The 13,361-nt window shown below is 43.9% G+C and carries 11 protein-coding genes; 6 read left to right on the forward strand and 5 right to left on the reverse strand.

Annotation, left to right across the window (positions count from 1 at the left end; translation table 11 throughout):
* Positions 1-117: 117 nt before the first annotated feature.
* Positions 118-1,233: a glycosyltransferase gene (locus tag AB9P05_RS17965; protein WP_371910222.1), complete on the reverse strand. Its 1,116-nt coding sequence runs from the start codon at positions 1,231-1,233 to the stop codon at positions 118-120.
* Positions 1,234-1,277: 44 nt separating this feature from the next.
* Here AB9P05_RS17965 and AB9P05_RS17970 point away from each other — a divergent pair, with 44 nt between their 5' ends.
* From AB9P05_RS17970 to AB9P05_RS17985, 4 genes are all read left to right on the forward strand, one after another.
* Positions 1,278-2,090 (forward strand): 2,3,4,5-tetrahydropyridine-2,6-dicarboxylate N-succinyltransferase, encoded by an 813-nt coding sequence (locus AB9P05_RS17970; RefSeq protein WP_371910223.1) that lies wholly within the window; start codon positions 1,278-1,280, stop codon positions 2,088-2,090.
* A gap of 124 nt (positions 2,091-2,214) precedes the next feature.
* Complete coding sequence (locus AB9P05_RS17975; RefSeq protein WP_371910224.1) at positions 2,215-3,033, forward strand: DUF3108 domain-containing protein; 819 nt, start codon at positions 2,215-2,217, stop codon at positions 3,031-3,033.
* 169 nt (positions 3,034-3,202) lie between these two features.
* On the forward strand, positions 3,203-3,805 hold the full coding sequence (locus tag AB9P05_RS17980; protein ID WP_371910225.1) for a tetratricopeptide repeat protein: 603 nt from the start codon (positions 3,203-3,205) through the stop codon (positions 3,803-3,805).
* Positions 3,806-3,873: 68 nt separating this feature from the next.
* The gene (locus AB9P05_RS17985; RefSeq protein WP_371910226.1) at positions 3,874-5,097 is read left to right on the forward strand and encodes an NAD(P)/FAD-dependent oxidoreductase; all 1,224 of its coding nucleotides are present in this window, start codon (positions 3,874-3,876) and stop codon (positions 5,095-5,097) included.
* Positions 5,098-5,293: 196 nt separating this feature from the next.
* On the opposite strand, the gene AB9P05_RS17990 is transcribed toward AB9P05_RS17985, so the two are convergent.
* A complete protein-coding gene (locus tag AB9P05_RS17990) occupies positions 5,294-6,184 on the reverse strand; it encodes a 3-hydroxyacyl-CoA dehydrogenase family protein (RefSeq protein ID WP_371910227.1) in 891 nt (296 codons plus the stop codon).
* A gap of 149 nt (positions 6,185-6,333) precedes the next feature.
* On the opposite strand from AB9P05_RS17990, the gene AB9P05_RS17995 reads away from it, so the two are divergent.
* A complete protein-coding gene (locus AB9P05_RS17995) occupies positions 6,334-7,164 on the forward strand; it encodes a S1 RNA-binding domain-containing protein (RefSeq protein WP_371910228.1) in 831 nt (276 codons plus the stop codon).
* A 5-nt stretch (positions 7,165-7,169) separates the two neighbouring features.
* On the opposite strand, the gene AB9P05_RS18000 is transcribed toward AB9P05_RS17995, so the two are convergent.
* Complete coding sequence (locus AB9P05_RS18000; protein ID WP_371910229.1) at positions 7,170-7,556, reverse strand: arsenate reductase family protein; 387 nt, start codon at positions 7,554-7,556, stop codon at positions 7,170-7,172.
* A 414-nt stretch (positions 7,557-7,970) separates the two neighbouring features.
* Here AB9P05_RS18000 and AB9P05_RS18005 point away from each other — a divergent pair, with 414 nt between their 5' ends.
* The gene (locus AB9P05_RS18005) at positions 7,971-9,905 is read left to right on the forward strand and encodes a DUF294 nucleotidyltransferase-like domain-containing protein (RefSeq protein ID WP_371910230.1); all 1,935 of its coding nucleotides are present in this window, start codon (positions 7,971-7,973) and stop codon (positions 9,903-9,905) included.
* A 112-nt stretch (positions 9,906-10,017) separates the two neighbouring features.
* Here AB9P05_RS18005 and AB9P05_RS18010 read toward each other — a convergent pair whose 3' ends face one another.
* Positions 10,018-11,541 carry an IS1182 family transposase gene (locus AB9P05_RS18010; protein WP_371911333.1) on the reverse strand — a complete coding sequence of 508 codons (1,524 nt, stop codon included), beginning with the start codon at positions 11,539-11,541 and terminating at the stop codon, positions 10,018-10,020.
* 131 nt (positions 11,542-11,672) lie between these two features.
* Complete coding sequence (locus tag AB9P05_RS18015; protein ID WP_371910231.1) at positions 11,673-13,292, reverse strand: sodium:solute symporter; 1,620 nt, start codon at positions 13,290-13,292, stop codon at positions 11,673-11,675.
* Positions 13,293-13,361: the final 69 nt, after the last annotated feature.

Here is a 13,361-nt window from a genome sequence, read left to right on the forward strand (position 1 = left end):
GTTTTGAGGGGTAAAGTGTGCCTTATTATTAGACTAAATGCAGGATAGAGGGTATTGAAGCCAGGTTTTACGAATTACCTGATGAAATTATTAGTAAGTAGAAAATGATATAAAGGCTTAATTCAGCAACTGAGAGACTGCTGTCGTAAATGCTTCGCCTTCCGGAGCCCAGAGAACTTCCTTACCGGGCATTTTTGTGTAAAAACCCGTGGTATTAAGGGCCTCAGACACCTTCTCAGCCGGAGCAGTAGCAAAATCAATCGCGATAGCGGCATTATATCGGCTACATATCCTTTCCAGAGGCGGATTTTGTTGTAAGAGGATGGGTTTTTTGAGGGCGAGTGCCTCATACAGTTTGGTGGGTACCTTATTTTCCGTGCTCTTATCAGGTTTCAATGGCAGGAGGACCACATCTGCGGCCACTATGTGCCTCACAATCTCTTCATAGGGCAGAGGAAAGGCCTCCTGTATGAGCTCTATGAACGGAAATGGAGCCACCATGTCCTCTAGCTGCTCTCTGAAGCCTTCTATGGCCGAAAATCCGGCAATGGTAAGCCGGCAGGCCCTGTGTTTCTGTAATCGGACGGTAAACAATATGGCTTCTTTAATCCCACGACTAGGATGTAGTGTGCCAGTATATACCAAATGAAGTGTTTTTATCTCCTTAATTGGAAAATATTCTTCTGCAAGGGTTCCCCGGTACTTGTTTTCCAGTACCAGTATTGGCCTGTTTTTCAGGTAAGGCATTTGATCCGGATAGCACTTTTCCGCTACCACTATCAGGTCGGCAAAGGGAATAAAAATGCGCTCTTTTAGTCTTACCAGCCAGGCCGACAGGTGACGAATAGCAGCAGGAAGGCTATTTCCATAGCGTATATTACGAGAATGGTTTTCCTGAACGTCATAGCATATTTTTGAGCCAAATAAAAGTTTGTATGTTATCGTAACTATCTGAAAATCAATGCTACTAACTACGATCAGATCAGGATTTACTTTAAGCAGATAAATAGTAAATTTTATAGGTGCTGTAAAACGTCTCCAGCTCAGTCTGTTAAAATCGAAAAGAGGAATGAAGGTAATGCCTGCAGAAGGGGGAAGATTTTTTGACTTAAAGCCTATGATATTTATGGCATATTTACTTGTTTGGGCCACCGATAGGGCCAGTTTTAGATACATTCTGGGCTCTGTGACCGGTTTCAGAAGGGATGTAAACAGTATTTTCTTCCGAGCCATAAATAAATTATTACCGAAATATCAATAAATATTTCCATTCGGCCATGGAATTAAAGGACCTCATAGAAAGAGCGTGGGAAAATCGCGAGTATTTGAAAGAGAAGGAGACGCTGATAGCTATCAAAACCATTATTGATGAGCTTGATAAAGGCACTAAGCGCATTGCGGAGCCTTCCGGAGATGGCTGGATAGTCAATGAATGGATAAAAAAGGCAGTAATCCTTTATTTCCCTATTCAGAAAATGCAGGTCATAGAGACCGGCCCGTTCGAATTTCATGATAAGATTAAGTTAAAGTCCGGCTTTGATAAGCTGGGCGTGAGAGTCGTTCCCCATGCTATTGCCCGGTACGGATCATTTCTCTCCAAAGGTGTCATCATGATGCCCTCATACGTTAATATAGGCGCTTATGTAGGCGAAGGTACCATGGTAGATACCTGGGCCACCGTCGGCAGTTGTGCTCAGATAGGGTCCAATGTGCATCTTAGCGGGGGAGTAGGCATAGGGGGCGTATTAGAGCCTGTACAGGCAGCTCCTGTAATTATAGAAAACAATGCTTTTATTGGGTCCCGTTGTATCCTTGTAGAAGGTGTAAGGGTAGGAAAAGAGGCTGTTTTAGGGGCGAATGTCACCATCACAGCCAGTAGCAAGATCATTGATGTCACCGGTGATGAGCCTGTGGAGTATAAAGGATATGTACCCGAGCGATCTGTTGTGATTCCCGGTAGCTACACTAAAAAGTTTCCGGCCGGAGACTTTCAGGTACCCTGTGCCCTCATCATTGGCAAGCGTAAGGAGAGTACGGACAAAAAGACCTCTCTGAACGAGGCACTCAGGGAAAACGACGTCGCTGTCTAAATTTTATCAGCCTGTCCTGTAAGATTCTTAGCCTCATTGCTCTAGACTTTTACTTCATGCTGTGTATCTTTAAGATTGTACCGGTAACTATTCCGGTACTTCTGATTTTATCGAAACCGGCAGCATGTTAAATAATATTTTATTATTTCTCTACCTCTTTTCTGCTTCAATCTTTGCTTCAGGTGATGACTCAAAGGTTGTTGATAGTCAGTTTGTTGTAAACAAAGGAGAGAAACTGGAGTACAAGGTAAGCTTTGGCTTCCTGACTGTAGGTGAGGCTACCATGAAGGTACGTGAAAAGACCTATCGCGTACAGGATGCAGGTTGTTATAAAGTAGATATTTTCGGAAAGACCAGTGGGGCTGTGGGTTGGGTGACCCGGGTAAATGATCATTGGGGTGCCTACATCGATAAAGAAAGCTATCAGCCCTACATTTCCTACCGGAATATTGAGGAGGGAAGGTACAGAAAGAATGAACTTGTACGCTTTTACCACGAATCCGGTAAAGTGGAAGCTAAAGAGGTCAATCAAAAGACCGGTGAGTATAAAGAACCCACTATTTACGATGCCAGGGGCAAGCAGCTCTTCGATATGATCGGCGGCTACATGCACTTAAGGTCCATTGATTTTGATAGCTACGAGATAGGGGACACTATAAAGGTTGATGCCTTCTTTGAAGATACGATTTATGATTTTCGCATCATTTACCAGGGAAAAGACGTTGTAAAGACTAAAGTAGGTAGCGTAAGGGCCTTCAAACTGGTACCGATCATGCCCGACAATAAGCTGTTTGATGGTGAAAATGCAATAGCTACCTGGTTTTCAGACGATCAGAATAAAATTCCTCTGAAGGTAAAAGCTGATATGTTCGTAGGTAGTGTTACAGTTGACCTCGTAGACCATCAAAACCTTACATCCCCTCTTGCCCTGGTAGAAGACTAGATATCTCTCTGCCTGTTCCACAAACTTTTATGAATATCCTGCTGTTTTTTACTCTTACTAAGAAGCAGAGGTAATGTATTGCCTCATTCTTCACATTTAAATTTGTATTGCACTATTGTGCCTCAAGGGAAACCTTTATTTTTGTGGGCGCAATTGAAAAATAGAACTGATGAGATACCTCAAAGTATACCTGCCGGTAGTCATACTGAGCCTTATGTCATGGGCCTGTGAATCGGAAGAGCAGATGGCGGGTGATAAGTACTTTAACCAGAAGGATTATGAAAAGGCCATTGAAGCCTATACTACTCACCTGGAAACATCTCCTAATGATGTGGAAAGCATCTATAACCGGGGAGTGGCTTACGCTGAAACCGGGCAGGGGGAGAAGGCTGTAGCTGACTGGAATCGCATTCTTGAAGACGATGAGAATCACTTTTATGCCCTGATGAGCCTTGGAAAGCACTTTTTTGAGCAAAAAGAATATGGGGAGAGCGCCTTTTATTACGAAAGAGCCTATAAGGCGAAAGATCAGAGTTCAGAGGCAGCCTTTCAGACTGGCCGTGCATTTCACAAGGCAGGCAAAACAGCACCTGCATTGAAAATGTACGATGTGGCGATCAGGCTTGACCCTAACATGGGAGAAGCTTACCTGTACCGTGGGGCCCTTAATGTTTATCTGAAAAAACAGTCCAGCGGCTGTGCTGATTTCCTTAAAGCAAACGAGTTAGGAGTTGAAGAGGCGCAAAGTGCTCTCTCTAATTATTGTGGGTAGAGACCTTATCCTATACACTAAATAATTGTGTGTAATATTCTGTTTTTCAGTAATTTAAGTTTTAGCTATTGCAGCCTGTTGTAGCCGTTATCGGCGGAGGGGCCGCCGGTTTTTTCGGTGCGCTCACTATTGCAGCTCATCGGCCGGGTGTGCGCGTGATGATTTTTGAAAAGACCGGTAAGGTCCTTTCAAAAGTAAGAGTCAGTGGAGGGGGCAGGTGCAATGTTACGCACGACTGCTTTCAGCCAGGTAAGTTGGCCACCTTTTACCCACGCGGCGGCAGGATGCTGAAGAAGCTTTTCGGTCGGTTTTCTGCTTCCGATACGGTACAGTGGTTCAAAGAACGTGGCGTAGAGCTCAAAACGGAAGCTGACGGGCGCATATTTCCTGTGTCGGATTCTTCTCAGACCATCATAGACCTGTTTATGCGCGAGGCTTCACGCCTTGGAGTGGAAATCAGGACACGCTGCGTTGTCACTGAAATAGCTCCGGATGATGAAGGTTTTAGTCTGACTACGTCTGAAGGTATGATGAGGGCCAATAAGGTACTGGTGTCTGCCGGCGGTCATTCAAAAGAATCTGCATACGACTGGCTGAAAAACCTCGGGCATGAGATTATTCCTCCCGTTCCCAGTCTTTTTACATTTAATGTACCCAGGGAAGGCCTGAATGACCTTGCCGGAATAGCACTTCCTGATGCCAGGGTCAAAGTAGAGGGAAGTAAGTGGGAATATACCGGACCCTTGCTCATTACCCATTGGGGCTTTAGCGGGCCTGCCGTACTAAAGACCTCCGCCTGGGCGGCCCGGGACTTTTTTGAGAAAAAGTATGCCTTCAACATTCATGTCTCATGGAATGCCTCCGCAGGGGAGGAGGCGGTAAGAGCCCTTATCCATACCTATCTTTCTGACCATGGTACCCGTAAGATCCACAAATATCCCCTGATGGATTTGCCGCAACGACTGTGGACCCGGCTGTGTGAGCGCGCAGAAATAGAACCGAATCGTACCTGGGCAGAGCTCCCCAAAAAGAACCGGAACAAGCTGGTTGAAGAGTTGGTGAGAAGCCACTATACCGTAGCTGGTAAAACAACTTTCAAGGAAGAGTTTGTAACAGCCGGTGGTGTAGCGCTTACATCTGTTAATGCTAAAACAATGGAAAGTAAACATATTAATGGTATGTACTTTTCAGGTGAAATACTGGATGTGGACGGCGTCACCGGGGGCTTCAATTTTCAAGCGGCATGGAGCACCGCATTTATAGCGGGAAAGGCTATTTCAACATCCATTTAGTGTTTTGTGCCTAAATATCTTTTTAGAGCGATTATTATATTATTACCAAACGATCGTTAAAATAGGATGTGCTTTATAAATTAGATTTTACCGGGGAATGATGTTTTTTTTATAATTTGGTTGATTACTTACATCATTTTCAGGGCATAAAAAAAGCCGGTATTATTTACCGGCTTTATGGTAAGTTATCTGCAGGTTATTTTTTGAACTGCTTAGCTACTACCAGGTCCTTGGTACCATGGCTGTAATCGTAGAAGCCTGCGCCAGATTTAACACCTTTCGCACCAGCGGTTACCATATTTACAAGCAGTGGACATGGGGCATACTTCTGGTTTCCGAACCCATCATACAATACATTCAGGATTGAGAGACAAACATCGAGACCGATGAAATCTGCCAGTTGAAGAGTTCCCATAGGGTGGGCCATACCCAGCTTCATTACGGTGTCTATTTCTTCGACTCCTGCTACTCCTTCGTACAGTGAATATACTGCCTCATTGATCATGGGCATCAGGATGCGGTTAGCAACAAAGCCAGGGTAGTCGTTTACCTCTACCGGCGTTTTGCGCAGGTCGCGGCTTAGCTCCATGATCGATTCTGTTACTTCGTCACTGGTAGCGTAACCTCTGATTACCTCCACAAGCTTCATTACCGGTACCGGATTCATGAAGTGCATTCCGATTACCTTATCAGCGCGGTTAGTTACGGCAGCAATTTTGGTGATGGAGATAGAAGACGTATTGGATGCCAATATGGTCTTGTCAGGGCAGATGCTATCTAATTGCTTGAAAATGTTAAGCTTAAGGTCGATATTCTCTGTCGCTGCTTCTACCACGAGGTCAGTATCACCCAGTCCGCTCTCCATGCTGGTATAGGTGGTGATATTAGCCAGTGTATCCTGCTTTTTTGCTTCGTCAATCAGTTCCTTTTTGATCTGACGATCCAGGTTTTTGCCTATAGTGGCCATGGCCTTTTCCAGGGCCTGCTCTGAAATATCGATCAATGATACTTTATATCCGTTTTGGGCAAAAACGTGTGCAATTCCATTGCCCATAGTACCTGAACCGATTACGGCTATATTTTTCATGAAGGTTTTCGTTAATGGGTTTATTAATTCGGCTTACAAAGATAGAAACATTTGCCTACCGGCGAACTTAGCCGTTTATAAAAGGGAAATAGTCATTAAAAAGTTATTTTTGTGCCGGGGAATTTTACCCTGCCTAAAATATCAAACTAATGCTTCAAATAGGACAGTATAACAACCTGATAGCCAAAAGACAAACTAGTAATGGTTGGTACCTGGTAGCAGGTGGGGAGGAAGTTCTTTTGCCTGTCAAACATGTGCCGGAAGGAATGAAAGAGGGAGATGAGGTTAATGTATTTGTCTATACAGACTCAGAAGACAGACCGGTTGCGGTATCTGATACTCCCCGTGCCGTGGTAGGTGACATTGTTTCTTTATCCGTGGTGGATGTCTCCAGACATGGAGCCTTCTTAGACTGGGGGTTGGAAAAGGACCTGTTTGTTCCATTCCGGGAGCAGCAGGAAAAAATGGAAAAGGGCAGGCTTTATGCTGTGTGTGTCTGTCTGGACCATCAATCTGGCAGGGTGATCGGCACCAGCAAGATACGCTCTTTCCTTGAAGCGCCTGATGAAGGAATTGAGGAAGGAAAAGAGTATGAAGGGATCGTATTTGATAAGACGGATCTGGGATTCAAGGTGGTCTTTGCCGGTAAATATGAAGGTTTACTTTATGCCAACGAGGTATTTAATCCCCTATACACAGGGGAGAACGTAAAGGTATATGTTCACCGGGTGCGTGAGGATGGAAAAATTGACCTGAGTTTGCGACCTGCAGGATATGCTGCCGTCAAAGAATCAGTAGATCCGGTGTATGATCAATTACAAGAGGCAGGCGGGTACCTGCCATATGGAGATCATTCTGACCCCGAGGCCATTCGTCAAAAATTTGGCATGTCGAAAAAACAATTTAAAAAAGTGATCGGTGCTCTATATAAGGCAGGTAAGATAGAGATAGACCAAAAAGGCATCTACCTGCCGGAGTAGGCATATCAGGCAAATCGCTTCATTTTTATTCCCGGATCAAGCTTCAAAATAGCCGTTGGCTTGCAGCAAAGAACTGCTTTATTGTTTTTTACAGCTATTGGTGCTTTGATCAGGTAAGGATAGTGCATAAGAATATTGAGCCATCCCTCGTCGTCAAAATTATTACGGGCTATTTTCGCCTGATAGTCCGGATGGGATTTATCCAGTAAATCTTTGGGTCTGAGTTCAAGCTTGTCCAGTAGCTCCCTCCACAGGGTAGTGGTCATCCTGGTACTACTGTATACATTTGCATTTACGTGCTTAGTAAGCGTATAAGCATAAGCATAAGTCTGCTTACCGATGCTGGTTCCCGGATCGTAATAGATCATCAACTCGTTAGGGTGGTGCTTCATATTTTTATGGGGTTGGAAATTAATTTGGACGCAATTAATATATACGAAATAAAAAACTAATTATCAAATAAAAAATAGTATAAAGTTCTATTTTAATGAATTTTTTGACAGTTGATAGATGGAGTTTGCTTGAAAAATTGGTCGATTCCCCTTTAGAATTACTACCTTAAAGTCAGGAAGCTCTTTAGCTGGAAAAAAATATTACATGAATTCTCCTGAAAAGGCTTGGGCGTTGCAACGGTTTGAAATAATTGGATATTGTGATTCTATTAAAGATCCTGTGTTATATCTGATAATTTGATCGGTTTTTTGATTAATTATTGAATTGTTTTTTACAAAAATCTTGTTTTCCTTTCTGCTACTTTTTAAGCTTTAGCACTTGCTCATAGCTGGTAACTTAAACTTCATAGTATCATGAGAGCAGTAACCACTACGTCTAAAGACCAGCAGCTTTCTTTCTTTTTGAAAGAAGTGGTGCCATTCGACAGGTTGCCCGAAGAGGAACTTAAAATCTTGTCGGATAAACTTAGCACCCGGCATTATGCACCTAATACCCTGATACATACACAATCTGTTAGCCCTGTAAGGCACCTTTCTATTGTTTATTCCGGGAGGGTTGAGAAGTACTTTCTCAACCGTAACAAGCAGAAGGAATTCCTGGAGTATGTTCTTCCCGGCGAGATATATGGTGGTATCAGTCTTCTTCTTAATAACAGGCGGTCTATAAGAACCGTGATTGCGGCAGAGGAAACTAAAATTTACAATCTTACGGCGGAGGACTTTCTAAGGCTTTGCCAGAAGTATGAGCGGTTTTCTTCGTATTTCACAGATAGGTTCGGGCGCCGAATGCTAAACCAGACCTATTCGGGCTTTGTGAATAATAAGCCTGACGAACCGGTATCATACGAGCAGACGGATCACTTTTTTAAGCAAAAAGTGAAGGAAATAAGCAGACCGTTACCTGTTACCTGTTCCCTGGACACATCCATACGGGAAGCCGCAGCCCTGATGACAGCGCACCGTAGTCCCAGTGTGCTCATTAGTGGTGAAAACCAAATCCTTACAGGTATAATCACAGACCTTGATTTGCGCAATAAAGTAGTAGCTAAAGGGCTAAATGCAGAGCGACCTGTAAGCGAGATCATGTCCAATCCCCTGATTTCAATAGATGAAGACTGCTACCTGTATGAAGCAGTCCTTAAAATGTTTAGGGAAAAGGTGCACCAACTGGTAGTTTGCAAGGGTAAAGAAGCAGTTGGGGTGATAAGTCGTAACAAGCTGTTACACAGCCAGGTAAAAAGTCCGTTTATTTTTATGCAGAGTATTCTGACTGCCGACCTTCTAGAGGAGCTGGTCAGAAAATGGGGCCAGGTACCTGATATCGTGAACCAACTTCTGAGTAGGGGTGTGCGGGCCGAGATTGTGAACCAGGTCATAAGTACAGCTTCGGATTCTATTTCACAAAACATTATCCAGCAGACTATCCGTGAGATGGGGGATCCTCCATGCCGGTTTGTATTTATGGTCCTTGGAAGTGAAGGCCGCAGGGAACAGACCCTTAAAACGGATCAGGACAATGCTATTATTTATGAAGATGTAGAAGACAGCGACCGTGCTATGGTCAGGGAGTATTTTCTTGAGTTTGCAGAGAAGGTAAGCTTCAAGCTGGATCAAACTGGTTTTGCCTATTGTGAAGGAGACCTGATGGCCAAAAACCCGAAGTGGTGTCACTCTCTTTCTCATTGGAAACGAAATTACCGAACATGGGTTACTTCTCCTGATCCCGAGAAAGCCATGCGCTCTGCTATCTTTTTCGATTGCCGTGCGGTATACGGAGATGAGACGCTACTAACTTCGCTCAGGGGGCATATTTTAGAACTGTTGCACAACCCCTCGCAGACTTTCTTTTACCTGTTGGCTAAGAATGGGCTGGAGATAAAACCCCCGCTGGGCCTATTCAATAACTTCCATACGGTTTCGCATGAAGACAAAAAAGGAGTAATCAATATCAAAAGAGCCATGAGTATCGTGGTTGATTTTGCGAGGGTGTTTAGTTTGAAGCACGGAATTCTGGCTACTAATACGGGGGAAAGGCTTCGCGAATTATGGGACAGAGAAATACTTAGTGTGGTAGAATACAATGAGTTATTACAGGCTTACTATTACATGATGCAGCTCAGATTACTGAATCAGTCAGATGCCATCCGGCAAAATGATACCCCTAATAACTTCATTGACCCCAAATCGCTTACCAAGATCGAGCGAGTAACGCTTAAAGAAATCTTAAAAGTGCTGGATAAATACCAGACTAAACTGAGCGTGCAGTTTACCGGATCATTTCTGAAATAAAAAAGAGGCTGTCTCAAAAGTGTTGAGGCAGCCTTTACTTTTTTCTTTCCAGGCTCATCTGCTGTAAATGCTATTGATGATCTGTTTTCTTTTGGCGAAGAAAACAGGCTCTCTATGAAGCCTTTTTGAGCAGGTTATGTGCAATAGCCAGTAGTCCGGCTTCTATTTCGACTTTCTCTGTTCCCCGCATCATAAATCTGCGGAAGCCCCGGTTGTGTTTGATGGCTGCGAACACAGTTTCTACATCTGCCGGTCGCTGCTTGCGATGAGCTATTCCCTGGTCACTCATAAGCATATCCCGCACTTTTTGCTTGTGAGTTCTAAGGTTATGATTGATCTCAACTATCCGGTTGCCTTTTGCTTTAAAACAACCGCTCCTTAATGGACACTCCAGGCAGTTTCTGGCCTGATATTGTGCATAAGTTTGTTCATAACCCGACTTAGTTTTTGTTTTTCGCTTTCCTATATGATCCATTGGCTGGCCTGCCGGGCAATAGATCTTATCCTGCTCTTCGTTGTAATGCAGGTTCTGAGATTTAGATATGTCTTGCTTCCATTTTCTGGTTTGCTCCTTATGGAAGTAATTATACTTTACATAGGCCTTCTCTACTTTATCTTTCAGATAGTCATAGTTCTCTTCGCTACCATATCCTGCATCAGCGCATATAGTGTCAGGCAGGGTGTTATATAACTGCTGATAGTTCTTAAGATGGGGTTGTAACGTTAGGGTGTCGGTAGGATTTTGATGGATCGTGTAGTTTACCAAGTATTGATTGGAGGTGCTGATCTGAAGGTTATAGCCCGGCTTGAGCTGTCCATTTCGCATATGGTCTTCCTTCATCATCATAAAGGTTGCATCGTGGTCAGTCTTTGAATAGCTGTTTCGTTGTCCCAGTATAGCTTGCTTCTGCTGGTATTCAGCCAGCTTCCCAGGCCAGTTTTTTCGTGCATAGGTAAGCTTCTGCCTCTTCCCTTTTGCTATCTTCTTGCCCGTGAGTGCCTGGTCAATCCTATCAATAGTATCACTAACCTTTCGAGCATCGATTTTGCTAAAATCAGGCTTTTCCTGATATAACTCGTCTTCTGCCACCCGCTGGGTATAGTCCCACAACTCTTCAAGCTGTTGGCTTATCTTTTCGGTATTGGTCTTAATAGACCTGCCCCACACAAACGTGTAGCGATTAGCCTGGGCTTCTATCTTGGTGCCGTCGGTGTAAACTGTCTTTAAGTCCAGTAGGCCCTCATCAACTAAGAACATTACAATCTGAGCAAAGATCACCTTCAGGCTATCTTTCAACCGATCGCATCGAAAACGGGCAATAGTGTTATGGTCAGGCTTGTTCATACCTGCCAACCACATGAAGTGAACGTTTTGACCAATAGCTGCCTCCAACTTGCGGGTAGAGTAGATATTACTCATATACCCGTAAATCAATATTTTAAGCAGCATCCTTGGATGATATACTGATGTACCGCCAGGCTTATAACCAGTCAATAGAGGGGCAATATCAAGACGATCGACCACTTCGTTGACCACCCGAACTGGATGGTCTGCCTCTATTAACTCCTCCAGGCTCGGAGGTAAAAGCATAATTTGCTTGGGGTTGTAGTCTTTAAAAACTATCTTTTCGCTTATTGACACAACTCAAGATATCACATCTTGGAAAGCGGGGGTAGTAATGCCCTCGCTTTTTTTATGGCCAACTCCAAAAAAAAGAGGCTGCCTTTTGAGACAGCCTCTTTTTCTTCACTGTTCTACTTTAGTGTCTAACTGAAGTATATCCACAAGCCGATAATAATAATAGCGAGCAGAATAGATAGTGCGATATCGGTTCCTTTACCGGTTTCGGCAGTTTTTGCTGCTTTGCGATCGTATGTAATGCCTTCTACTTTTTCTGCAGGAGGTGGTGCTGTGGCCATACTAACTGCTATTAGTACAATGACACAGATAATAAACAGGACGATGGCAAAATGCAGGAAGTTCATCGTAGCATAGCCATGCATAAAACTACCTTCTTCCAGTGAAATTTTTTCCAGGTTATAGAGTACTTCTGTGATGAAACGGATAGCACCCAAAACCAGACCGGAAAGAAGTGCCGCTATAGATCCGGTGGCGTTTAGTCTTTTAAAGAAAAGTCCGAACAGAAAGACGGCTGTGATAGGAGGGGCAATATAGGCTTGTACACTTTGCAGATATGTAAAAATCTGGCCGCTAATATATTTCATAAAAGGTATCCAGAGTAGCCCTACTACTACTAGTACTGCCGTTGCGATTTGACCTACCACCACGAGTTTTCTTTCGCTGGCATTGGGCTCGAATCGTTTGTAAATATCTAGTGTAAAAAGGGTTGAGGTAGAATTAAATACGGATGATAGCGAACTCATTAGCGCAGCCAGCAATCCGGCAATAACAAGCCCCACAAGACCAGAAGGCAGTAATGTTTGAATAAGTACAGGTAATGCCTGGTCTGCAGCTTCAAGGCTCAACAAGCCTTTTTGTGAAAGGGCGTAAGCGATAATACCTGGTACCACAAAGATGAAAAGGGGTGTCATCTTGAGAAAACCACCGAATATAGTGCCCTTTCTGGCCTCGGAAACATTTTTGGCCGATAGTACTCGCTGTACGATGAACTGGTCGGTACACCAATACCATATACCTAGAATAGGGGCACCAAACATAATTCCCGTCCAGGGAAAATCGGGATGATCTGTTGGTCTCCACATGCTCATAAAGCTTGGGCCTACGATGCTTGTCATTTCGTTCCACCCACCCAGTTTTTCAAGGCCAATATAGGTAACAGCTATTGCTCCACCGATGAGGACAAACATCTGAATCATGTCTGTATACAGTACTGCTTTGAGCCCTCCGAAAATAGTATAAATACCAGTAGCGATGACAATAATAAGGGCGCCGGTCCAAAAGTCTACGCCTATTACAGTAAAGACGATACCTCCTGCAGCAATGGTCACGGAGATTTTGGTAAGTACGTATCCTACAATGGAAATGATGGACAGGTACATACGGGAGGCACCATCATACCTGCGTTCCAGGAATTCGGGCATGGTGTATACCCCACTTTTTATATAGAAAGGCACGAAGACCCAGCCTAGCAGGAGCAGGGCAATACCGGCCAATATCTCAAACTGGCTGACGGCTACCCCGGAACTGGCCCCTGTACCAGCCAGGCCGATGAGGTGCTCCGATCCAATGTTTGAAGCAAAAAGGGATGCGCCGATCACAAACCACCCGAGGTTTCTTCCCCCTAGGAAGTAATCTGATGAGGAGGCATTTACCTTTTCTTTATATGTAGCCCACCAGGCTATACCAAATACGATCAGGAAGTAAATCCCGATAACAACTTTGTCTAGTGTAGATAATTCAAACATACTGAGGTCAAATTTGACAGCCTGAAATTACTGTCATTTATTAAAGGGAGATACTTTTTGAGGGATTTT

The organism is Roseivirga sp. BDSF3-8 (assembly GCF_041449215.1).
Classification (GTDB): Bacteria; Bacteroidota; Bacteroidia; order Cytophagales; family Cyclobacteriaceae; genus JBGNFV01.

What these genes read in the sequence shown, in the direction of transcription:
- AB9P05_RS17990 (WP_371910227.1), bottom strand. Translation starts at nt 6,184, where the DNA reads ATGAAAAATATAGCCGTAATCGGTTCAGGTACTATGGGCAATGGAATT.
- AB9P05_RS18000 (WP_371910229.1), bottom strand. Translation starts at nt 7,556, where the DNA reads ATGAAGCACCACCCTAACGAGTTGATGATCTATTACGATCCGGGAACC.
- AB9P05_RS17980 (WP_371910225.1), top strand. Translation starts at nt 3,203, where the DNA reads ATGAGATACCTCAAAGTATACCTGCCGGTAGTCATACTGAGCCTTATG.
- AB9P05_RS17970 (WP_371910223.1), top strand. Translation starts at nt 1,278, where the DNA reads ATGGAATTAAAGGACCTCATAGAAAGAGCGTGGGAAAATCGCGAGTAT.
- AB9P05_RS18005 (WP_371910230.1), top strand. Translation starts at nt 7,971, where the DNA reads ATGAGAGCAGTAACCACTACGTCTAAAGACCAGCAGCTTTCTTTCTTT.
- AB9P05_RS17975 (WP_371910224.1), top strand. Translation starts at nt 2,215, where the DNA reads ATGTTAAATAATATTTTATTATTTCTCTACCTCTTTTCTGCTTCAATC.
- AB9P05_RS17965 (WP_371910222.1), bottom strand. Translation starts at nt 1,233, where the DNA reads ATGGCTCGGAAGAAAATACTGTTTACATCCCTTCTGAAACCGGTCACA.
- AB9P05_RS18015 (WP_371910231.1), bottom strand. Translation starts at nt 13,292, where the DNA reads ATGTTTGAATTATCTACACTAGACAAAGTTGTTATCGGGATTTACTTC.
- AB9P05_RS17995 (WP_371910228.1), top strand. Translation starts at nt 6,334, where the DNA reads ATGCTTCAAATAGGACAGTATAACAACCTGATAGCCAAAAGACAAACT.